This window comes from Allobosea sp. CRIB-10, assembly GCF_900112185.1.
Taxonomy (GTDB): domain Bacteria; phylum Pseudomonadota; class Alphaproteobacteria; order Rhizobiales; family Beijerinckiaceae; genus Allobosea.
In genome coordinates this window covers 16750-38575 of sequence record NZ_FOKP01000039.1, presented here as the reverse complement: position 1 = coordinate 38575, position 21826 = coordinate 16750, and the positions used below count along the sequence as shown (strand labels likewise).

22 protein-coding genes are annotated in these 21826 nt (G+C 67.9%); 8 read left to right on the top strand and 14 right to left on the bottom strand.

Features of this window, described 5'->3' with window-relative positions; all coding sequences use genetic code 11:
- From BMZ69_RS29110 to BMZ69_RS29090, 5 genes are all read right to left on the bottom strand, one after another.
- The coding region (locus BMZ69_RS29110; RefSeq protein WP_210188119.1) for an ACT domain-containing protein at window positions 1-146 on the bottom strand (146 nt) is incomplete at its 3' end.
- A gap of 88 nt (window positions 147-234) precedes the next feature.
- Complete coding sequence (locus tag BMZ69_RS29105; RefSeq protein WP_175507032.1) at window positions 235-867, bottom strand: sarcosine oxidase subunit gamma; 633 nt, start codon at window positions 865-867, stop codon at window positions 235-237.
- The gene (locus BMZ69_RS29100; RefSeq protein WP_092163489.1) at window positions 860-3841 is read right to left on the bottom strand and encodes a sarcosine oxidase subunit alpha family protein; all 2982 of its coding nucleotides are present in this window, start codon (window positions 3839-3841) and stop codon (window positions 860-862) included. Before BMZ69_RS29100 ends, BMZ69_RS29105 begins: the two co-directional genes overlap by 8 nt.
- Window positions 3838-4113: a sarcosine oxidase subunit delta gene (locus BMZ69_RS29095; protein ID WP_092163488.1), complete on the bottom strand. Its 276-nt coding sequence runs from the start codon at window positions 4111-4113 to the stop codon at window positions 3838-3840. The genes BMZ69_RS29100 and BMZ69_RS29095 overlap by 4 nt, the downstream gene beginning before the upstream one ends.
- A gap of 159 nt (window positions 4114-4272) precedes the next feature.
- Window positions 4273-5523: a sarcosine oxidase subunit beta family protein gene (locus tag BMZ69_RS29090; RefSeq protein WP_092163487.1), complete on the bottom strand. Its 1251-nt coding sequence runs from the start codon at window positions 5521-5523 to the stop codon at window positions 4273-4275.
- Between the two features lie 55 nt (window positions 5524-5578).
- On the opposite strand from BMZ69_RS29090, the gene BMZ69_RS29085 reads away from it, so the two are divergent.
- The 7 genes from BMZ69_RS29085 (at window position 5579) to BMZ69_RS29055 (ending at window position 12888) form a co-directional block, all read left to right on the top strand.
- On the top strand, window positions 5579-6580 hold the full coding sequence (locus BMZ69_RS29085) for a GlxA family transcriptional regulator (RefSeq protein WP_092163486.1): 1002 nt from the start codon (window positions 5579-5581) through the stop codon (window positions 6578-6580).
- Between the two features lie 88 nt (window positions 6581-6668).
- Entirely contained in the window at window positions 6669-7490 is an 822-nt protein-coding gene (locus tag BMZ69_RS29080; protein ID WP_092163485.1) for a transporter substrate-binding domain-containing protein, read from the top strand.
- A 160-nt stretch (window positions 7491-7650) separates the two neighbouring features.
- The gene (locus BMZ69_RS29075; protein WP_092163484.1) at window positions 7651-8391 is read left to right on the top strand and encodes an amino acid ABC transporter permease; all 741 of its coding nucleotides are present in this window, start codon (window positions 7651-7653) and stop codon (window positions 8389-8391) included.
- On the top strand, window positions 8388-9239 hold the full coding sequence (locus BMZ69_RS29070) for an amino acid ABC transporter permease (RefSeq protein WP_092163478.1): 852 nt from the start codon (window positions 8388-8390) through the stop codon (window positions 9237-9239). Before BMZ69_RS29075 ends, BMZ69_RS29070 begins: the two co-directional genes overlap by 4 nt.
- 2 nt (window positions 9240-9241) lie before the next feature.
- On the top strand, window positions 9242-9994 hold the full coding sequence (locus BMZ69_RS29065; protein WP_092163477.1) for an amino acid ABC transporter ATP-binding protein: 753 nt from the start codon (window positions 9242-9244) through the stop codon (window positions 9992-9994).
- 102 nt (window positions 9995-10096) lie between these two features.
- The gene (locus BMZ69_RS29060) at window positions 10097-11713 is read left to right on the top strand and encodes an FAD-dependent oxidoreductase (RefSeq protein ID WP_092163476.1); all 1617 of its coding nucleotides are present in this window, start codon (window positions 10097-10099) and stop codon (window positions 11711-11713) included.
- Window positions 11714-11721: 8 nt separating this feature from the next.
- Complete coding sequence (locus tag BMZ69_RS29055) at window positions 11722-12888, top strand: NAD(P)/FAD-dependent oxidoreductase (RefSeq protein WP_092163475.1); 1167 nt, start codon at window positions 11722-11724, stop codon at window positions 12886-12888.
- Window positions 12889-13113: 225 nt separating this feature from the next.
- Here BMZ69_RS29055 and BMZ69_RS31950 read toward each other — a convergent pair whose 3' ends face one another.
- The 3 genes from BMZ69_RS31950 to BMZ69_RS29040 are packed head-to-tail and all read right to left on the bottom strand — an operon-like array spanning window position 13114 to window position 14248.
- On the bottom strand, window positions 13114-13326 hold the full coding sequence (locus BMZ69_RS31950) for an SRPBCC family protein (RefSeq protein WP_210188116.1): 213 nt from the start codon (window positions 13324-13326) through the stop codon (window positions 13114-13116).
- Complete coding sequence (locus BMZ69_RS31945; RefSeq protein WP_092163474.1) at window positions 13260-13829, bottom strand: SRPBCC family protein; 570 nt, start codon at window positions 13827-13829, stop codon at window positions 13260-13262. The genes BMZ69_RS31950 and BMZ69_RS31945 overlap by 67 nt, the downstream gene beginning before the upstream one ends.
- On the bottom strand, window positions 13826-14248 hold the full coding sequence (locus BMZ69_RS29040; RefSeq protein WP_092163473.1) for a helix-turn-helix domain-containing protein: 423 nt from the start codon (window positions 14246-14248) through the stop codon (window positions 13826-13828). The genes BMZ69_RS31945 and BMZ69_RS29040 overlap by 4 nt, the downstream gene beginning before the upstream one ends.
- A gap of 159 nt (window positions 14249-14407) precedes the next feature.
- Between BMZ69_RS29040 and BMZ69_RS29035 the strand changes: the two genes are divergently transcribed.
- Window positions 14408-15211, top strand: a complete 804-nt coding sequence (locus tag BMZ69_RS29035) for a DUF72 domain-containing protein (protein ID WP_092163472.1) — start codon at window positions 14408-14410, stop codon at window positions 15209-15211.
- 3 nt (window positions 15212-15214) lie between these two features.
- On the opposite strand, the gene BMZ69_RS29030 is transcribed toward BMZ69_RS29035, so the two are convergent.
- The 6 genes from BMZ69_RS29030 to htpX all read right to left on the bottom strand — a co-directional run bounded on the left by BMZ69_RS29030 (window position 15215) and on the right by htpX (window position 21759).
- Window positions 15215-15697: a YbaK/EbsC family protein gene (locus tag BMZ69_RS29030; protein WP_092163471.1), complete on the bottom strand. Its 483-nt coding sequence runs from the start codon at window positions 15695-15697 to the stop codon at window positions 15215-15217.
- Window positions 15694-15972, bottom strand: a complete 279-nt coding sequence (locus BMZ69_RS29025) for a hypothetical protein (RefSeq protein WP_092163470.1) — start codon at window positions 15970-15972, stop codon at window positions 15694-15696. The genes BMZ69_RS29030 and BMZ69_RS29025 overlap by 4 nt, the downstream gene beginning before the upstream one ends.
- A gap of 24 nt (window positions 15973-15996) precedes the next feature.
- Window positions 15997-17589: a bifunctional phosphoribosylaminoimidazolecarboxamide formyltransferase/IMP cyclohydrolase gene (gene purH, locus BMZ69_RS29020; protein WP_092163469.1), complete on the bottom strand. Its 1593-nt coding sequence runs from the start codon at window positions 17587-17589 to the stop codon at window positions 15997-15999.
- Between the two features lie 115 nt (window positions 17590-17704).
- Complete coding sequence (locus BMZ69_RS29015) at window positions 17705-19447, bottom strand: heparinase II/III family protein (RefSeq protein WP_092163468.1); 1743 nt, start codon at window positions 19445-19447, stop codon at window positions 17705-17707.
- Window positions 19448-19505: 58 nt separating this feature from the next.
- Window positions 19506-20837, bottom strand: a complete 1332-nt coding sequence (locus BMZ69_RS29010) for an RsmB/NOP family class I SAM-dependent RNA methyltransferase (protein ID WP_092163467.1) — start codon at window positions 20835-20837, stop codon at window positions 19506-19508.
- A gap of 1 nt (window position 20838) precedes the next feature.
- Entirely contained in the window at window positions 20839-21759 is a 921-nt protein-coding gene (htpX, locus tag BMZ69_RS29005; protein WP_092163466.1) for a zinc metalloprotease HtpX, read from the bottom strand.
- Between the last annotated feature and the right edge of the window lie 67 nt (window positions 21760-21826).

Genomic DNA, 21826 nt, shown 5'->3' with positions numbered 1-21826 from the left:
ATGAAGAAGCGGCCGGTTTCGATGTCGTCATATTGCTGGGCGTCGAGAATGTTGCAGCCGGCCTCGAACAGAAGTGTCGAGACGGCGGCGACGATGCCCGGCCGGTCAGGGCAGGACAAAGCAAGGATCATCGGAGAATCGGACATATGACAGATCGGCCCGCTCGCGCGGGTCCCTCAAAAACGGAGAAGCTGGGTAAAGTCGGCGGAAGGGACGGCGCGCGGCGCGCTGCCGTCAACCTCGGCCGGTGGAGCGGTCGATGGAGACCTGGCAGCCGAATTCAGCCGCGGAGGCGGCGAACCAGGACCAGAAGCTTCCCACCATGCTGCGTGCGACCATGATCTCGAACACGGACCCATCCGGCCCGTCGGCGAGCCGCCAGAGATGCACACCGATATGGGCGATGCTTGTCAAGGCGGTATCGCCGACCACGAAGGTCGACGGATGCAGATCGAGCATCACGCCCTTGGCGAGAATGTCGCGGACTCGCGGGCCGGTAAGCCGCATGGCTGCACGCGCATCGCTTTGGTCGCTGACCGCGGCCTGAGCCGAGAGTGCCTCCAGAAGGCTGCCGAAACCCTCGCGCGTACTGGCGCGCAGAAGCCACTGATCGGGGCCGGACCAGATCGCGTCATGCGAGGCGCCCGGGACGATCTTCGGGGTTGTTGGCAGGGTGATGCCGATCCGGCTTTCGACGAGTTGCGACAGGGCCAGAGTTCCGCCCGGCGCAGCGATCAGCGTCGCCAGCCCGAAGCCGTCGAGCAGGGTCGCGGTGACGCCGGCCGCCCCCGCCACGCCGATCTGGCCGGCCTGCACGACGCCGGCCCAGGCGCTGCGCGGCGCCCATGAGGTCGCTGTCTCAGCCATGGAGGCGGGCTCCTTCGGGATCGACGAAGACGGGCGAGCAGATCTCGACGACGACGTCGCCATTGCGCACCGGGTCATAGGCGCGCACGCGCTCGCCAATGCGGTTCGCACCGCCCCTGATCAGGCCGAGCCCCATCCAGTGGTTGAGATGCGGGGAATAGGCGACCGAGGTCATGTAGCCCTCGTCGTTCTCCATCACCCCTGGCTTGCCGATGCCGATGAAATGCGCGCCGGCACGCAGGCGCTGCGACGGATCGACCGGCTTGAAGCCGACGAAGGAGGGGCGGTCCTGCTCGACCAGGGCCTGCCGGCCCGCCATCAGACGGCCGACAAAGTCCTTCTTGGACGACATCATCCTGCCGAGGCCGAGATCGCGCGCCGTGGTCTGGCCGTTGAGCTCGTTGCCGGCGACATGGCCCTTCTCGATGCGCATCACGCCGAGCGCTTCGGTGCCATAGGGCGTGATGCCGAAGGGCGCGCCGGCCTGCATCAGCGCCCGCACCATCGCATCGCCATAGTCGGCTGGGACCGCCAGCTCATAGGCGAGCTCGCCCGAGAACGAGATGCGGAACAGCCGCGCCGGGATGCCGCCGCCGACCGTGACGGGGCGCGCTGCGAGATAGGGGAAGGCCTCGTTCGAAATGTCGTACTCGGGATCAATGACGTCGCGCAGGGTCTCGCGCGCCTTCGGCCCGGCGATGGCGACCTGCGCCCATTGCTCGGAGACCGAGACCATGCGCACGTCCAGCTCCGGCCACAGCACCTGATGGCAGAATTCGAGATGCTGCATCACCTTGCCGGCATTGGCGGTGGTGGTGGTCATCAGGAAATGCGTTTCGCCGAGGCGCGAGGTGGTGCCGTCGTCCATGACGAAGCCGTCCTCGCGCAGCATCAGCCCGTAGCGCGCCTTGCCGACCGGCAGTGCCTTCCAGCCGTTGATGTAGACCCGCTCGAGGAACTCGGCGGCGTCTGCGCCCTGGATATCGATCTTGCCGAGGGTCGAGACGTCGCAGAGGCCGACGCTGGCGCGCACCGCCTTGACCTCGCGGTTGACCGTCGTCAGCCAGTCGGTCTCGCCGGGCTTTGGATAATACTGCGCCCGCAGCCATGGCCCGGCCTCGACGAAGACCGCGCCCTGCTCCTTCGACCAGTCATGCGTCGGCGCGAGCCGGATCGGCCTGAAACCCCTGCCGCGGTGATGGCCGGCGAGCGCCCCGATCGCGACCGGCGTATAGGGCGGGCGGAAGGTGGTGGTGCCGGTCTGCGGGATCGTCTTAGCCGTCTGTTCGGCCATGATCGCGAGGCCGGAAAGGTTCGAGGTCTTGCCCTGGTCGGTCGCCATGCCGAGCGTGGTGTAGCGCTTGAGATGCTCCACCGGCCGGAAGCCCTCGCGGGCAGCGAGCTCGACATCCTTGTCGGTGACGTCGTTCTGGTAGTCGACGAAGGCTTTTCCCTTGCCGCCTGACACCCGCCAGACCGGCGATAGTCCGTTGGTCTCGGGATCGGTCGTCGGGGTGGGCTCGGCCGGCCTTGCGGCCAATCCAGCTTCGACAGCCGCTTCGTTACCTAGCGTTGCGCCGTCTTCCAGCGCCTGCGCCAGGGTGAAGCGCCCGGCGGCGCTGCCGGCGACCGCAAGCCCGGCCGGCACCGTGCCGGGTACGAAGCATTGCAGGCCGTCGTCCCAGGCCGGCTTGCCGTTCTGGTGCGAGGTCAGGTGCAGCGTCGGATTCCAGCCATTGGAGACGGCGAGCAGGTCACAGGACAGCTCGCTCATCGCGCCCGAGGCGTCGCGGATTGTGACGCCGCTGAGCTGCCGCCCGCCGCGCGCGCCCATCACGGCGCCGCTAGCGAAGAGCCGGGCGCCGAGCTTGTCCGCAAGCGCCTTGCGCGCCGGATCGGCGGGGCGGGAATCGACGATCGCGGCGACCTTGCCGCCGGCCGCGGCGATGTCGCGCGCTGTCCTCCAGCCATCGTCACCGGCGGTGAAGAGCACGGTTTCGCGGCCGGGCAGCACGCCATGGCGGTTGACGTAAGACCGCACCGCGCCGGCCAGCATCACGCCGGGCCGGTCATTGCCGGCGAAGACGATCGGCCGCTCCAGTGCGCCCGAGGCGAGGATCGCCCGCTTGGCATGGATGCGCCAGCCGCGCTGGCGCGGCTGATGCGCCGGTGGCTGCGGCAGATGGTCGGCGACCCGCTCGACGGCGCCGAAGATGCCGTGGTCGTAGAGGCCGAACACGGTGGTGCGCGGCATGATCCGCACCTCCGGCAGGCTTTCGAGCTCGGCCAGCGTCGCGGCCAACCATTCGGAGGCCGGCTTCCCATCGATCTCGCGCTTCTCGGCCAGCAGCCGCCCACCCAGCCGGAAATCCTCGTCGCAGAGGATGACGCGAGCGCCGCTGCGCCCGGCTGCCAAAGCTGCGGCAAGGCCAGCCGGTCCGCCCCCGATCACCAGCAGGTCGCAGAAGGCGAAGGCCTTCTCGTAATGGTCCGGGTCTTCCGCTCCCGCGGCGCGGCCGAGGCCGGCGGCACGCCGGATCAGCGGCTCGTAGAGCTTCTCCCAGAAGGAGGCCGGCCACATGAAGGTCTTGTAGTAGAAGCCGGCGACCAGGGCCGGAGAGACCAGCCCATTGATCGAGAGAAGGTCGAAGGCGAGCGAGGGCCAGCGATTCTGGCTCGCGGCGGTGAGGCCGCCGAACAGCTCGACGACGGTGGCGCGGGTGTTGGGCTCCCGGCGCGCGCCGGAGCGCAGTTCGACCAGCGCGTTCGGCTCCTCCGGCCCGGCCGTGAGGACGCCGCGCGGGCGATGATATTTGAAGGAGCGGCCGACCAGGCGCACGCCATTGGCGAGCAGCGCCGAGGCCAGCGTGTCGCCGGCATAGCCGCGATAGGAGGTGCCGTCGAAGCTGAAATCCAGCTGCTGGCCGCGATCGATCAGGCCGCCGGAGGCGAGGCGGAAAGGCTGGGTGCTCATGCCGCCGCTCCGGCCTTGCGCGTCTTTGCAGGCTCGACCGCCGTGATCGCGTGGTTGCGGGTGTCGCGGGTCACCACCAGCCAGGCATGGCAGCCGGCGCCGTGATACCAGAGCTCGCGATGGAGGCCGGCCGGGTTGTCGCGCTGATAGACGTAATCGGCCATCGCGGCCTCGCTCGCCGCCATGCCCTCGGGGCGCTGCAGATCGGCGGCGCCGAGATAGCTGAATTCCTGGGCGTCGCGCGCGCCGCAATGGGGACAGGTGATGCGCATGGTCAGGCTTCCACGATCGTCGGGACGCGATGCGCCACCACCGTCATGCTCGCCCTTGTGGCGAGCATCCACGTCTTGAAGACCGCCTTCGACCAGCGGAGACGTGGATGGTCGGGACAAGCCCGACCATGACGGGAACGGGAAGCGCAGCTTGTCATCTCAATGCAGGTTCGGCTGGGCGCCGGCACCCTTTTCGTCGATCACGCGCCCGGTGGCGAAGCGATCGAGCCGATAGGCGGTGGCGACCTTGTGCGGCTGGCCCGTCGCAATCAGATGGGCGAAGCAGAAGCCCGAGGCCGGCGTCGCCTTGAAGCCGCCATAGCACCAGCCGGCATTGAGATAGAGCCCGTCGACCGGCGTCGTGTCGATGATCGGCGAGCCGTCCATCGACATGTCCATGACGCCGCCCCAATGGCGCAGCATCCGCACCCGGCCGAGGCCCGGCCACAGCGCCATCGCCGATTCCATCACGTCCTCGATCACCGGCAGGTTGCCGCGCTGGGCGTAGGAATTGTAGCCGTCGATGTCGCCGCCGAAGACGAGGCCGCCCTTGTCGGACTGGCTGATGTAGAAATGGCCGGCGCCGTAGGTGACGACGCAGTCGATGAGCGGCTTCAGCCCCTCCGAGACGAAGGCCTGCAGGACATGGGTTTCGATCGGCAGGCGCATTCCGGCCATCGCCGCGACACGCGAGGAGTTGCCGGCGACCGCCATGGCGATCTTCTTGGCCCGGATCGGCCCGCGCGAGGTCTCGACGCCGACCGCGCGCCCGCCCGAGATGGTGATGCCGGTGACCTCGCAATTCTGGATCATGTCGACGCCGCGGCTGTCGGCGGCGCGCGCGAAGCCCCAGGCGACGGCATCGTGCCGGGCCGAGCCGCCGCGGCGCTGCAGCAGCCCGCCCTGGATCGGGAATCGCGCATTCTCGAAATCGAGATAGGGCAGCATCGCCCGGACCTGCTCGGTATCGAGCAGTTGGGCGTCGACGCCGGCGAGCCGCATCGCATTGCCGCGCCGGGCGAAGGCGTCGCGCTGGGCGTCGGAATGGTAGAGATTCAGCACGCCGCGCTGGCTGACCATGGCGTTGTAGTTGAGGTCCTGCTCCAGCCCCTCCCAGAGCTTCATCGAGAGCTCGTAGAACGGCGTGTTGCCCGGCAGCAGGTAGTTCGACCGGATGATCGTGGTGTTGCGGCCGACATTGCCGGAGCCGAGATAGCCCTTCTCCAGCACCGCGACATTGCTGATGCCGTGCCGGCTGGCGAGGTAATGCGCCGTCGCCAGGCCATGGCCGCCGCCGCCGATGATGACGACGTCGTATTCGGGCTTCGGCGCAGGATCGCGCCAGGCCGGGGTCCAGCCCTTGTGGCCCTGTAGGGCCTGCGACAGCAGCGAGAAGATGGAATAACGCATCGATGGGTCCGGGCGGTCTTGTCATCGCGAGATTGACCGACATAGCCTTGCCGACATGCTCGATAGCGACATCAGATTGTCTGAAAGCGACGACAGCGCGCCGACCCATGTCGGCTTCCTGCTGATCCCCGACTTCGCACTGCTGCCCTACGCCTCGGCGATCGAGCCGCTGCGCGCTGCCAACCGGCTCTCGGGCCGGGCGCTCTATCGCTGGAGCCACATCTCCATCGACGGCGCCGCGGCGCCGGCCTCGAACGGCGTCGCCATCGCGGCCGATGCCAGCGTCGGCGCCGACCTCAGGCTCGACTATGTCTTCGTCTGCGCCGGCGGCAATCCGGCGCTGTTCCATCACCAGCCGACCTTCGCCTGGCTGCGCCAGCTTGCCCGGCGCGGGGTGAAAATCGGCGGCGTCTCGGGCGGGCCCTATCTGCTGGCGCGGGCCAATCTGCTCTCCAGCTATCGCTTCACCATCCATTGGGAGCACGCGCCGGCCTTCCTGGAGGAATATCCCGATCTTGACCTTCGGCGCTCGCTCTACGAGATCGATCGTGACCGTTTGACCTGCAGCGGCGGCACGGCGCCGCTCGACATGCTCCACGCGGTGATCGCGCGCGAACATGGCAGCGAGCTCGCGCTCGCGGTCAGCGAATGGTTCCTGCAAACCCATGTCCGGGAAGGGGCGGGGCCGCAGCGCATGCCGCTGCGCGAGCGGCTCGGCATCGCCCATGCGCCGCTCCTGCGCGTCATCGCCCGCATGGAGCAGACCATCGAGACCCCCGAACCGCGGGAGGACCTGGCCCGCCTCGCCAATGTCTCGCTGCGCCAGCTCGAACGCCTGTTCCGCCAGCATCTCGGCCGCTCGCTCGGCGAGCACTATCTCGGCTTGCGGCTCGACCGCGCCCGCGACCTGCTGCGCCAGACCAGCCTCTCGATCCTGGAGACCGCGCTTGCCTGCGGTTTTGCCAGCGCCAGCCACTTTTCGCGCAGCTATCGCGAGCGCTTCGGCCATCCGCCGCGGGCCGAGCGGCTGCAGGAGGTCCGCCCGGCTCGCCGCTGAGAGTCAAGAAAGCGTCGCACAGGATCAAATCTGTGCGCCGATCCACCGGAAGCTAGGGCTTCATAAGAAAACAAGGGGATCGCGACCGATGAAACGACTCACCGCCCTGGCGTTCGCACTCGCCGCCACGCTCGCCGCCGTGCCGGCCTTCGCGCAGGACACGCTCGCCAAGATCAAGGAAAAGGGCGTCCTCACCGTCGGCGTCAAGAACGACTACAAGCCCTGGGGCTTCCTCGATCCGTCGGGCAAGATCGTCGGCCTCGAGATCGATCTCGCCCAGGAGGTCGCGAGCAAGATCGGCGTCAAGCTCGAAATGGTGCCGGTGATCGCCGCCAACCGCATCGAGTTCCTGCGCCAGGGCCGTATCGACATGATCCTGGCGACGCTCGGCGACACGCAGGACCGGCGCAAGCAGATCGGCATGATCGAGCCGAACTACTATGCGGGGGCCACCAATGTGCTCGCGCCCAAGAGCGCCGGCCTGAAGAAGTGGGAAGACCTCAAGGGCCGCAAGGTCTGCGCCGTGCAGGGCGCCTATTACAACCGCCGCGTCTCGCAGATGTATTCGCCGGAGATGGTGGTTTTCCCCTCGGTGCCGGACGCTCTCAACGCGCTGCAGGGCAACAACTGCGTCGCCTTCCTGTTCGACGACACTCTGATCGTCTCGACGCTCTCGGGCGGCGACCCGAAATGGGCGAACTACGAGATGCCGCTGGTCTCGGAGGATCCGCAGCTCTGGGCGATCGGCGTGCGGCTGGACGATCTCGACGGCCCCTTCGGCAAGCTAATCAAGGAGATGTCGGTCGACTGGCACAAGAGCGGCAAGCTGCTGGCGCTCGAGACCAAATGGGGCATCAAGCAGAGCCCCTATCTGATCGAGACCAACAAGAAGCTGAAGGCCGGCTCGTAGGCAAGGGCCTAGGCTCCACCCGCGCCGTCATCCCGGACGGAGCGCAGCGGAGATCCGGGATCCATGCCTGATTCTATTTCGTCTGCGCTCCGGCATGAATCCCGGGTCTCCCTTCGGTCGCCCGGGATGACGATGTGGCCAGCGATGGGCCGATGACACCATGATCGCCGCTTTCTTCGAGCGCCTGAACGAGACGCAAGGGCTCAACTTCTCGATCTTCTATGACGCCTTCGACCGCTCGCGCTTCCTGACCGGGCTGTGGACGACGACGTATATCTGCGTCGTCTCGATCCTCGCCTCGCTCGCGATCGGGCTGCTCGGTGTCTGGGTCGCCGGCAGCAATTCGCGGCTCGGCCGGCTCGTGGTGCGGGGGTACGTCCAGTTCTTCCGCAACACGCCGCCTTTGGTGCAGCTCTCTTTCTTCTATTTCGCCGTCGGCGGCCTGCTGCCGACGGTGTCGGACGGCTTCGGCGGGCAGTCGCCGCTGGTCAGCGGCACCGGCTGGGCGATCATCGCCTTCTCGCTCTTCGCCGGCGCCTTCAATGTCGAGATCTTCCGTGCCGGGATCGAGGCCGTGCCGGAGACGATGGTCGAGGCGGCGGAATCGCTCGGCTACACCCGCTTCCAGCTCTGGCGCCAGATCGTGCTGCCGCTCGCCTTCCGCATCTGCCTGCCGGCGCTCAACAACAACCTCGTCAACCTGGTGAAGACCACGACGCTCGCCTACGCCATCGGAGTGCCCGAGCTGCTCTATGCGGCGTCGCAGATCTGGTCCGAGGTCTTCAATGTCCGCGAGATGATGAACGTGCTGCTCGTCGTCTATGTGCTGCTCGTCGCGGTGCTGGTCTGGGTGATGCATCGCTGGGAGCGGGCGATGCGCATTCCCGGATACATGCCATGAAGACCGCCACGACCGATCTCCCCGTCCTGAAACCCTTCCGCGCGGCGCCAATCGCGCCGAGCGGGCTCGCTGCGCCGATGATGCTCAGCGCCGGGCTCGTAGCCGGCGTCGCCATCGTCTTCGCCGCCTCGCTCGCGGTGGCGCAGGCGACCGGCCCCAGCGCGCGCGATGGCGCCGTCACCATCCTGCTGCGCTGGGCGCCGCTGATCTTTCAGGGCTTCCTGTTCAACCTCTTGATCAGCGTGCTCTCGATGGCGCTGGGCACCGCGGTCGGCGTGCTGTTCGGCATCGGCCAGGTCTCGCCCTCGGCCATCATGCGCCAGCCGTCCTGGGCGGCGACGCAGTTCTTCCGCAACGCGCCCTGGCTCGTGCTGCTGTTCTACGCGATGTTCCTCCTGCCCTTCGAGATCAGGCTCGGGCCGGTCACCATCGCCTTCCCGGCCTGGGTCAAGGCGATCATCGGCCTGGCGCTGCCGGTCGCGGCGAATGTCTCGGAGATCGTGCGCGGCGGCATCCGCTCGATCCCCTCCGGCCAGTGGGAATCGGCCGAGGCGCTCGCCTTCACCCGCCGCCAGACGATGTGGATGATCATCCTGCCGCAGGCTGTGAAGCGCATGCTGCCGCCCTGGATGAACCTCTACGCCATCCTGACCATGGCGACGACGCTGATCTCGGTCGTCGGCATCCAGGACGGGCTCACCATCACGCGCGCCGCCCTCGTCGCCGAGAGCCGGCCGGAGCTGATGCTGCCGATGTACCTGCTGCTGCTCCTGATGTTCTTCGCCTATTGCTACCCGATCGCGCGCCTGACAATGGCGCTCGAACGCCGCTTCAACGTGAAGGGATGACCATGGCTGCCAGGCATGAACTCGGCGAGCCGGTCGTCGTCGTCGAGGGCGTCGAGAAGGCGTTCGGCGCCTTCGTCGTGCTCAAGGATGTCGGCCTCACCATCCGCCGCGGCGAGACCGTCTGCATCATCGGCCCGTCCGGCTCGGGCAAGTCGACGCTGCTGCGCTGCATCAACGCGCTTGTGCCGATCAGCAAGGGCTCGATCACCGTCGCCGGACGGCAGGTCAACGATCCCGCTCTGGACAAGCTCGCGCTGCGCCGCGATGTCGGCATCGTCTTCCAGCAATACAATCTCTTCCCGCACAAGACGGCGCTTCAGAACGTGATGATGGCGCCGATCCATGTCCTGAAGCAGGATCCTGCCGAGGTCGGCGAGCGGGCCAGGCGCCTGCTTGCCAAGGTCGGGCTCTCGCACAAGCACGACGCCTATCCCGGCGAGCTCTCCGGCGGCCAGCAGCAGCGCGTCGCCATCGCCCGCTCGCTGGCGATGAACCCGAAGGTGATGCTGTTCGACGAGGTCACCGCCGCTCTCGATCCCGAGACCAAGAAGGAGGTGCTCGTCACCATCCGCGATCTCGCGGCGGAGGGCATGACCTGCATCCTCGTCACCCATGAGATGGGCTTCGCCCGCGAGGTTGCCGACCATGTCTACTTCACCGATGGCGGCGTCATCGTCGAGCATGCGGCGCCGGCCGAGTTCTTCGGCGCACCTCGCGAGACCCGCACCCGCGCCTTCCTCGAACAGGTGCTCTGAGCGCGGAAGCGATGTCGCATCCGGGCGAGACGATGTCGCAAACCGGCCTGCCTGCCGCCTGCCGATGCCGAGACTGAACGCAGCCCTTCGAGAGCGCAGCCCATGACCGTTCCGGCCTCCGATCCCAAATCCGTCACCGGCAAGCCGCTCGCCATCGCAGAAAGCGTCGATGTCCTCGTCGTCGGCGCCGGCCCGGCCGGGCTCGAAGCCGCGATCAGTGCGGCGGCGCGGGGCTTTGGCGTCTTGCTGGTCGACGAGAACCCGGTGCCGTTCAAGACGATGGGCGACGACGTTCCCTTGCATTTCGGTCAGGGCATGGCCGCCAGCGCCCGCAATCGCAACACCATGATGGAGGCCTTCGTCGCCTCCGAGCCGCGGATCGTTGAGGCCTTCGAGGCCGGCGTCGATCTTCGCCTCGGCACCGCATGCTGGGGGCTCTACGCCAACGGCCCGGCGCTCGGCTGGATGCCGGGCCTCGTCGCCGGCCTCGCCGGTGAGGACAGCTGCATCCTCGTCCAGGCGCGGCATGTCATCTTCGCCTGCGGCCGCCGCGACATGGGCCTCGGCTTCCCCGGCTGGGAGAAGCCCGGCGTGATGGGCGCCACCGCCGCGCTGAACCTCGCGACCCGCTATGACGCTTTCGGCCCGCGCAAGGCCGTGATCCTCGGTTCGAATACGGAGGCGCTGACCACCGCGCTCGCCTTGCGCGAGGCCGGCATCACGATCGCCGCCATCATCGAGCAGGCGGCCAAGCCGATCGGCGATGCGGACTTGCTGGCGAAGCTCAGCGCTGGCGGGACCGAAATCCTGGCAGGCCATGTCGTGCGCGAGGCGACCGGCCGTGACGGCGTCGAAGCGGTGCTGATCGCGAGGCTCGACGAGGAGGGCAGGCCGGTCGGCGAAGAGCGCGCCATCGCCTGCGACGGCATCGTGCTGGCGGTCGGCGCGACGCCGGTCGTCGACCTGATCGACGCAGCCGGCTGCAAGGTCGCCTTCCAGACCGAGCGCGGCGGCTACGCTCCGGTGCTCAATGGGAGCCAGCGCACCAGCATCGGGAACGTCTACGCCGTCGGCGACTGCGCCGGCATCTGGGCGGCCAAGACGCGCGACCGCGCCATTGCCGAGGCGGAGGCTGCTCGCGCGGTTGCAGCCCTCGGGGAGGATGCGGCCGATACCGCCGCAGCCGCAGCCGCACCGCCCGCGCCGGACTACGACATCTCCGCCTATCGCCTCGCCTGGGTTCGGGCGAGCGTGATCGAGGCGCGCGCCGAATTCCATGTCTGCCAATGCGAGGAGGTGACGGCGCGCGAGATCCTCGAAGTCCGCCCGCCGCGCTATCTCGACTGGCAGAACGAGCGCCGCAACGATCGCTCGCTCTCGGCGCTGCTGGGCGAGGGCCCGCCCAATCCCGACCAGGTCAAGCGCCTGACGCGCGCCGGCATGGGCCCCTGCCAGGGTCGGCGCTGCCGCGAGCAGGTTGCTGCCCTGCTGGCCCTCGGCGCGGCGCAGCCGCTCTCGGCCATTCCGCTCGCCGGCTATCGGGCTCCGGTCCGGCCGATGCCGCTGGCGATGGCCGCCCTTGTGCCCGAAGCGCCGGAGCAGGCCGAACATTGGGACACCTGGTTCGGCATGCATGCGCAATGGGTGCCGTTCTGGGAGGTGCCGGCGCGCTACACCGTCGCGACCAACGACGCGACCGGCCGCGTCGCGAGCGAGTGAGAGCCATCATGAGCGAGATCAAGGGAGCCTCGGTGGTGATCGTTGGCGGCGGCGTCACAGGCCTCTCCGCCGGCTGGTGGTTGGCGCAGGGCGGCGTCGACGTGCTGGTGCTGGAGAAGGGGCTGATCGGCTGGGAGGCGTCCGGCCGCAATGGCGGCGGCTGCTCGCACCATCATTCGCCGCTCTTCGCCGAGGAGCAGAGGCTCTGGCCGCTCATGGACGAACTGCTGGGGTACCCCACCGAATTCCGGCCCGAGCGCATCCGCCTCGCGTCGAGCGAGCACCAGATGGCGCTCTATGGCCGAGCCTTGCGCAATGCCGCGCGGCAGGGCTTCGACTCCGAGGTGCTCGACCTCAAGCAGGCCAAGGAGATGGTGCCGCTCGCCGGCGACACCGTCGTCGGCGGCTACCACTACAAGTTTGGCGGCCACGCCAATCCGCATCGCACGCTGCAGGGCTATGCCTGGGCGATGCAGGACCATGGCGGACGCGTCCTGCAGCACACCACCGTCACCGGTTTCCGGACCGAGGGCGGCCGCGTCACCGCGGTCGAGACCGATCGTGGTGAGGTCGGCTGCGACAGCCTCGTGCTTGCCGCCGGCCCGCAGACGGGGCGGCTCTCCGCCATGCTCGGTCAGGAGGTGCCGGTGCAATCGGCCCGCTGCGAGATGATCGTCACCGAGCCGCTGCCGCTGATGCCGCTCGGCGGCGTCGACGGCTGCGGGCTCTATGGCCGCCAGACACTGCGCGGCAACCTCGCCTATGGCGGCGGCCCGCATGAGTGGCTGGCGCTGACGGAGGAGGGCACGCCGGCGAAGCCGACCACGCCGCTGATGCTGCATATAGGCAAGCGCCTCGCTCAATTACTGCCCAAGGCGGCGCATGCCCGGATCATCCGCTCCTGGGCCGGCGTGATCGAGAACACGCCGGACGGGCGGCCGGTGATCGACCGGCTCGCCTCGCAGGCCAATGTCGTGGTGGCGACTTTGTCGAGCGTCGGCTTCGGCCTTTCGCCCGCGAGCGGGCGGGCGATCCGCGATCTCGTCGTCGACGGCGCCTGCGGCTTCGCCGACATCTCGACTTTCAGCCTAGCGCGCTTCGCCGAGCTGGAGCCGAACTGGCGCGAATTGCAGGGCTGGCAGGTGACCGCCGCGACCGAGGCGCTGGCGGCTTAGATCATCGCGCGTCCGATCGGACGCGATAACGATGATCTATCGCATTGTTATCGCATCGGATTCTTCCGAAAAGTGGATTCCACTTTTCGGTCCGATGCTATAGAGAGCAAGGAATCGTCATGCTCAAGTCTGCGCTGTCGGGGTAGCTGCGGCTGAAGCTTCGAGGCTGTCCAGGCTCATTCGGCGGCGATCCTCAACGGCGTGGGCTCGCCGGCATAGCCGCCATTATGCCGGCATACCATTGGTGAAATTGGTCAGCATGAACTCGGACGGGGCGTAGGGCCCGGGCTGGTAGCCTATCGAGCGGATGCCGACATGGTTCACCGCCGCGAGCTCGGCGTCCTGCGCATTGGTCGCGATCCAAACCGCGGTCAGCCGCTTGATGTCGTAATCGACACCCTCGACCGCATCCTGATGAACCAGCCAGGTCGTGCGCACCGCGGTCTGTCGTACGATAGCGGGTTCCAGTTGTTCGGCACCCGGAACATCCGGACCGAGCCGAGATCGGGCTCGGTGAAGTCGGCGAGCAGCTTGCTGCAGGCCGACCCGCGCGGATCGCCCGGCAGCGCGAACTCGACCAGCGTGACCAGGAGCTCCGGATGATTGCCGGCGCATTGGTAGCACTCGCGGTTGTTCTCGATGACCAGCTTCCAGTTCGCGTCCTCGATCAAGGTCATCTCGAAGGCGACCTGGGTGCGCTCCGGCATATGCGGCGCGATATAGGGCGTCACCGCTTCGCGATAGCGCGTCAGGTCGGGCGGATCGTCCGCGAGGCAGATATAGACCATGCCGCAGATCACCTCGACATGGACGGGCTTCAGCCCATGGGCCGAGCGGTCGAAATCGGCCGGAACGACCCGCCTGCTTTCGTAGAAGTTGCTCGACCTGCCTCCTTCGAGGCCGGCGAAGGCGGGGTTTTGTCGTTCAAGGTATGGGCTCAAGTCTTACCACCGAGGCGATTGGCTCCATCGTGGTCCGCCAGCCATTCCACCATCTCGATGGCGTATTGCCGGGTTCTCGGATCCTCTATTCGCCGAAAAGCTAAATCGAGTTCCTTGGATTGAGCAGCGAGCGGCTTTGAATCGTACCTCGTCTGTTCGTTATCGGCGGCGCAAACTATCGCGATCGCTGAAGCGACACCCTCATAAAGAATCTCCAAGGTTACATGCAGGAACTTGGAGAGCTTTTTGAGCGTTTCCGAACTGATCCGGCTCAAACCGCGCTCGTAGCGGCTATAGAGCCGGTGACTGATCCCGACTGTCTGGGCAATCTCGCGCTGGCTCAGCCCCAACTCGATCCGCCGACGCCTGAGACGGTCACCGACGACGCGATCAAAAAAGCTTCCCCTATCGCGTTCCATCTACGTTTCCCCGCGACTCCCCCATAACGTGTATCTAGGTTGCCAGATCGGTCAAGGGTTGAGTCGAGGCGACGAATGTCGGCGATCCTGCCATAGTTCGACAGCTGCTCGGCTCTATCTCTCCCGAGTTCAGCCTGCCGGCATTTTCAGGAGTTCCCCATGCCCACCAACGCAGCCGGACGCATCCATATCGGCATTGGCGGCTGGGTGTTCGAGCCTTGGCGCGGCACCTTCTACCCGGACAAGCTCTCGCAGAAGCGCGAGCTCGAATATGCCTCGAGCAAGCTGACCTCGATCGAGATCAACGGCACCTATTACGGCTCGCAGAAGCCGGAGAGCTTCGCAAAATGGCGGGCCGAGACGCCCGATGGCTTCGTCTTCGCGTTGAAGGGCTCGCGCTTCTGCACCAACCGCCGGATTCTGGCCGAGGCCGGGCCCTCGGTCGAGAAGTTCGTGACCTCGGGCCTCAGCGAGCTCAAGGAGAAGCTCGGCCCGATCAACTGGCAGTTCATGGCGACCAAGGCTTTCGATCCCGCCGATTTCGAGGCCTTCCTGAAGCTGTTGCCGAAGGAGGTTGACGGCATCAGGCTGCGCCATGCCGTCGAGGTGCGCCATCCGAGCTTCCGCTCGCCGGACTTCGTCGCCTTGCTGCGCGAATACGGCGTCGCGGTAATCACCTCCGGCGATTCCGATTTCCCGCAGATTGCGGATGTCACCGCGCCCTTCGTCTACGCGCGGATCATGGGCACCAGGGAGGCGGAGGCGCAGGGCTATCCGGCGAAACAGCTCGACGCCTGGGCCGGCCGCGCCAAGGACTGGGCCAAGGGCGGCGCGCCGGCGGATCTGGAGCTGGTCGCGCCAGCCGCGGAGAAGACGCCGCGCGACGTCTTTCTCTATGTCATCAGCGGCGATAAGGTCCGCAATCCCGCCGCGGCGATGGCGCTGATCGCGCGCGTCGGCTGACGCTTATTGCGCGGCCAGCGCCGCGGGCTCCTGGCAGACATCGACCCATTGCGCGCCCGTGAGCGCGGCCATCCGCTCCGGGCTGATGCGCACTGCCGTCTGCGTCGAGCCGGCGGCCGGCACGACCTCGTCGAAGACCTTCAGCGAGATGTCGCAATAGACCGGTAGCGGCGTCGGCAGCCCGAACGGGCAGACGCCGCCGACCGGATGGCCGGTGATGGCGACGACCTCGTCCAGATCGAGCATGCGCGGCTTGGCGCCGAAGGCGGCCTTGGTCTTCTTGTTGTCGAGACGGGCGTCGCCGCGCGTGACCAGCAGCACGACGCGCTCGCCGAGGCGGAAGGACAGGGTCTTGGCGATGCGGGCCGGCTCGACGCCAAAGGCCTCCGCCGCCAGCGTCACCGTGGCGCTGCTGCCGTCGGTTTCGAGGATCGCGATATCGGGAGCATGCTCTGCAAAAAAGGCGCGGACGGATTCAAGGCTCACGAGGCATTCCTTCCAAATCGCCACCAGATCAGGGCTGCCACCAGCGCCGGCACGCCGAAGACGACGAGCAGGATCGGAGCCTCCTGCAGGAAGCTGTAGCCGGCCCGGGTGATGCCGACGATCAGGTTAATCACCGAGACGACGAACCAGAGCGGGATGAACAGCTTCATCGCGAAGACGATCGGATGACGCCCACCCGTGTTCAGCCGCGGCGCGATCAGGAGCAACACGCCAAGCAAGGCGAAGCCGGCGGCGATGACCTTGACGGTGTGCATGCCGGCCTCTCCCCGCTTGGCGTCTCAGTGCCGGAAATGGCGGTGGCCGGTGAAGACCATGGCGAGGCCGGCCTCATCTGCGGCCTTGATCACCTCGTCGTCACGCATCGAGCCGCCGGGCTGAATCACCGCGGTGGCGCCGGCCTCGGCTGCGGCGAGCAGGCCGTCGGCGAAGGGGAAGAAGGCATCGGAGGCGACGACCGCGCCCTTGGCCAGGCTCTCCGCCGCGCCGGCGGCCTTGGCCGCTTCGCCGGCCTTCCAGGCCGCGATGCGCGAGGAATCGACGCGGCTCATCTGGCCGGCGCCGACGCCGACCGTGGCGAGGTTCTTGGCGTAGACGATGGCGTTCGACTTGACGTGCTTGGCGACGCGGAAGGCGAAGCGCAGATCGGCGAGCTCGGCCTCGCTCGGCTGGCGCTTGGTCACGACCTTGAGCTCCATGTCGTCGACGACGGCATTGTCGCGGGCCTGGGCGAGGAAGCCGCCGGCGACGGTGCGCAGCGACAGACCGGCCTTGCGCACATCCGGCAGGCCGCCGGTCAAGAGCAGGCGCAGGTTCTTCTTGGCGGCGACGAGCGCGATCGCTTCCTCGTCGGCATCGGGGGCGATGATCACCTCGGTGAAGATCTCGACGATCTTCTTCGCGGCTTCGGCATCGAGCTTGCGGTTCAGCGCGACGATGCCGCCGAAGGCCGAGACGGGGTCGCAGGCCAGGGCCCGCTCATAGGCCTCGAGCAGCGAAGCGCCCTCGGCGACGCCGCAGGGATTGGCGTGCTTGACGATGACGCAAGCGGCGGTGCGGTTGGGATCGAACTCGGCGACGCATTCGAAGGCGGCGTCGGTATCGTTGATGTTGTTGTAGGAGAGCTGCTTGCCCTGGACCTGGCGGGCGGTGGCGACGCCGGGGCGCCGCTCGGGCGTGCGGTAGAAGGCGGCCCATTGATGCGGGTTCTCGCCATAGCGCATGGTCTCGGCGAGGCTGCCGCCAAGGGCGCGGAAGGCCGGCGAGGTGTCGCCGAGCTCATTGGCGAACCAGTTCGAGATCGCGGCGTCATAGGCGGCGGTGCGCGAATAGGCCTTCTGCGCCAGCTTGCGGCGGAGCGTCAGCGTGGTCGCGCCCTTATGCGTCTCCAGATCGGCCAGCACGGCGGCGTAGTCGGAGGCCTCGACCACCACGGCGACGTCGTTATGGTTCTTGGCGGCGGCGCGGATCATGGCGGGGCCGCCGATATCGATGTTCTCGATGCAGTCGTCATAGGGCTTGCCGGCGGCGACGGTCGCCTCGAACGGGTAGAGGTTGACGACGAGCAGGTCGATCGGCGCGATGCCGTGGCCGAGCATCGAGGCCTGGTGCTCGGGATGCGAGCGGATGGCGAGCAGGCCGCCATGGACCTTGGGATGCAGCGTCTTGACGCGGCCATCCATCATCTCGGGGAAGCCGGTGAGATCGGAGACGTCGGTGACGGCCAGGCCGGCATCGGCGATCGCCTTGGCGGTGCCGCCGGTCGAGACCAAAGCGATGCCCAGGCGGGAGAGGGCGCGGGCGAAGTCGATCAGCCCGGTCTTGTCGGAAACGGAAAGCAGCGCGCGTTCGACGCGGCGGAGTTCGTTCGGCATGGGAGGATGAGTCCGGGTTGATGGCGGCGCGGCCGCGGAAATGTTCGCGCGCGCCCTATCACGCCCGGGCTTTGCTGCAAAGCACAAGAGATCGCAGCCTTGCCCTGCGAAGAGGTCAGAGCGGCAGATCCAGCTCTGTTTCAGCCTGTTCCTGCCGGGCCTCTTCGGCCCTGGTCTTGCGCTGCGCCGGCGTCCCGAGGCGGGCGAAGCGCCAGATGAGCTGCGGCGTCGCGACGGCGTCGAATTCGACGACGAGCTGAGCTGTCTTGTGGCGGCCATCGGCGGCGGCGAAGAAGATGCTTTCTTCCAGCGCGACCCTGAGGCCGGAGGCCTCGAAGGCCCAGATCTCGCCCGAGGGCAGTGCCAGCAGAGCGCCCTCGCCATCGCGGATCAGGCTCGGCTTGACATTGGGGTGCAAATGAAAGCGCGCGGCGGCCGGCAGGCTCGCCAGCGCGGCGGGCCGACCGAGCTGGTCCTCGCCGACGAGCTCATTGCCATTGCGGGCGAGCAGCAGGCGGCGGGTGTGGACGGTGCCGAAGGCACGGCGATAGCCGTCATGGCTGCCGACCCATTCATGGCCGTCCTCGCCGTCCTGGCGTGCGACCCGGACATCGGCAGGGCCGGCGGTGATCCGCCGCTCGCCGAGCACCAGCCCGAAGACGGCGCTGGAGCGGTCGTCCAGGGTCACGGTCGAATGGGCGGCGGTGGCGCGGGCGGCGAGTCTGAGCTCGGGCGTGCCGAAGCGGCTGGCGCCGCAATTCACCACGATGCGCTGCGAGCCGGTCGACAATTCGAAGGAGAGGCACCCGGCATGGGCTTCGATCGAGTTGGCGCCCCGCGGTGGCGGCCCCGCCTCGACGACCACGATGCTGGTGCCGGCGCTCAGGCGGTCATAGCCGGAATACGCGGCGTGCTCGATCGGGCGGGCGCGGACGTCGTCATAAGCGGCGAGCGTCGCCATCAGGTCGGGCGGCGTCGCGTTCATGCCGTTGAACAGAGCGAGCGCGCCGTCGCCATGCCGGAACAGCTTGAGATGCGGCATCATCCGGTCGATCGCCATGATGACGCTGCGCGGCGGTTCCAGCCCGCGCGCGGTGAAGGTTTCGCGCAGCGGCAGGAGATCGAGCAAGAGGTCTATGAGGATACGCGGATTGCGGCTGAGATGGCCGCCATCGGGCAGGATCTGCTGCTCCAATTCGTCGGAGAGCGCCGTCTCGTAGCGGCGCAGTCGCCGCTCCTGGCCGTCGAGGCAGATGGCGGCGAAGCAGATCGCGATCAGGCATTGCAGCCGCGCCGCACCCTCGACGGCGCCGGAAAGCGCGAGCTGGAGGCGCTCGGCCGTCTGGGCGACATGACGGATGAAGCGCTCGTAGAAGGCATGGTCGGCGCCTTCGAGCAGGAGCGGCGAATGCGACAGGAACGACATCAGCCGCCGCGCGATCACGGCCGGGCGGCGGGCGATCTCGTCGCGATCGTGCCGGCGGGCGATGAACTCGTCGACGAGGGCGCGGGCATTGGCGCGGGCGATCGCCGTGTCGGCGGCGCGCAAATGGCGCAGCCAGACGAAGCCGTGCAGCGCCTCGGCCCAGGCCTCGCTCGGGGCTGCGACCAGGAAGGGCGATTCGCCATGGCAGTTCACGGTCCGGCCGGCGAGGGCGAAATAGCCGGCATAGATGTCGCTCGCCGTGATCGGGTCGGCGGTGCGCAGATCGTGCGGCGCGAAGAGCAGGCGGCTCGCGCGCAGGCGGCCGAAGGGCCAGAGCGCGCGCTTGGCGCCGGCGACCTGGCCGCGCGTGCGCCGCGCCGCCCTGCCGATGGCTGCCCGTGCAAGGCCTCCGCGCTCCGACCAGCCGTTCAATGAAGTCTGCTGCCTCGCCGTCCCACCGCCTCCCTGCGAAGGCGAATCCCCGATCGAGTCATGATCTTATCAGGCGACAAGCGTAAAATCCCGCCCATCCTGAGAGGCGGGGCGTTTCACCGGCGAGCTGGTGCGGCAGCGTGCGCAACTCGCCTAGCGGCGTCAGCGCCTCGGCCTGGCCGCCGATCTCCTCAGGCTTGATCGGATCGCGCACGAAGCCGGTACTGCGTGACAGGAAGGCCTCGATCTGCGCCTCCCCTTCCTCGCGCTCCAAGGAGCAGGTGCAGTAGATCAGGCGCCCGCCCGGCTTGGTCAGCCGCGCCGCCTGGTCGAGCAGGCGGGCCTGCAGGGCGGTGAGCTTGGCGATGTCCTCCGGCCGCTTGGTCCAGGCGACATCGGGATGGCGGCGGATCGTGCCGGTGGCGCTGCAGGGCGCATCGAGCAGGACAGCGTCGAACGGTTCCGCCTCGTAGGCCGCGACATCTGCGGTGACCACCTCGGCCTTCAGCCCGAGCCGCTCGAGATTGGCCTTGAGCCGACGCAGGCGCGGGCCGGAACGGTCGACCGCGACGACCTCGGCGCCCGTCTGTGCGAGCTGGACGGTCTTGCCGCCGGGCGCGGCGCAGAGATCGGCGACGCGCTCGCCCTGCCGAACGTTCAAGAGCTGGGCGGGCAGGGCGGCGGCGGCATCCTGCACCCACCATTCGCCTTCGGCGAAGCCGGGCAGGCCGGTGACCGCCTCGCGTCCGCGCAAGCGCACCGAGCCGGTCGGCAGGACGATGCCGTCGAGCTTTTCGGCCCAGCCGGCCGGATCGGATTTGACGGTCAGGTCGAGCGGCGGCTCCTCGGCATGGGCGGCTGCGATCGCGCTCGCGATATCGGGGCCATAGGTCTTTATCCAGCTCTCGCGCAGCCAGTCGGGCGTATCGGTCAGCGGTTCGAGCTTGGCGAGGATCGCCTCGCGTTCGCGCGCCAGCCGCCGCAGCACGGCGTTGGCGAGCGAGGTGTAACGCGCGGAGCGGGCGTCCTCGTGCAGTTGCCGGATGGCGAGATCGACCGCCGCGTGATCGGGCACGTCGAGGAAGAGCAGCTGCGCCGCCGCGGCGACCATGATCGGCTCGAACGGGCCGGATTTGCGCGGGCTGCCACGCTCCAGCCGGGCGTCGATGACCTCGCGGATCGTGCCGAGGCGGCGGAAGGCGACGGTCGCGATCGCGCGCGCCAGCCCGGCATCGGCCGGCTCCAGACCCGCCGTCTGCGCCATGCGCTCGAAAGTTTCATCGAGCGCGGTGCCGGCACGCAGCACCTCGTCGATCAGCGTCGCCGCGAGGCGGCGTGCGGCGAGACCGGGGACGTCGTCGCTAAAGGACTGGCTCTGTACCTTTGTCATCTCAGCCCCAGGGCCCGGGCTCGCGGCCGCCGGCGAAGGGGTTCCGGCTTGCGCCGCCCACGAACCCGCCGCGGCTCGCGCCGACGCCCATGGCGCGCGCCTGCTCCATCAGCGCGGCGATGCGGTTGCCGGTGGCGGGGTGGGTCGAGAACAGTGAATCCATGCCGCGGCCTGAAAGCGGGTTGATGATGAACATGTGCGCCGTAGCAGGCTTCGCCTCGGCCGTCTCGTTCGGGATGTGGGAAACGCCACCGGCGATCTTGGCGAGCGCATCGGCGAGCGCCACCGGATTGCCGCAGATTTCGCCGCCGATCCGGTCGGCCTCGTATTCGCGCGAGCGCGAGATCGCCATCTGGACGATGCTCGCCGCCAGCGGGGCGAGGATCATCAATGCGATCTGGACGACGGCGTTGGGGCGATTGTCGCGCGAGCCGAAGAACATGCCGAAGGAAGCGAGGGTCGAGATCGCGCCGGCCATGGTGGCGCTGATCGTCATGGTCAGCGTGTCGTGGTTCTTGATGTGGGCAAGCTCGTGCGCCATCACGCCGGCGAGCTCGTCATAGGAGAGGGCGCGAATGATGCCCGTGGTCGCGGCGACCGCGGCGTTCTGCGGATTGCGACCGGTGGCGAAGGCGTTCGGCTGGTCTTCCTGGATGATGTAGACGCGCGGCATCGGCATGTTGGCGCGTTGGGCCAGGTCGCGCACCATGCCGTAGAGTTCGGGCGCGCTGCGCTCGTCGACCTGCTGGGCATTGTAGGCGGACAGCGCCAACCGGTCGGAATTCCAGTAGCTGAACAGATTGGTCGCGACCGCGATGCCGAGCGCCATCAGCATGCCGCCGGCGCCGGCGAGCAGATAGCCGACTACGCCGAACAGCGCGGTGAGCGCCGCCATCAGCATGCCGGTACGGACATAGTTCATACAGGAACCCCTTCTTGCGTCGTCGCTCGGGCACGCAAAGGCTCGCCGGAACGCGCTTTCGTCCCTA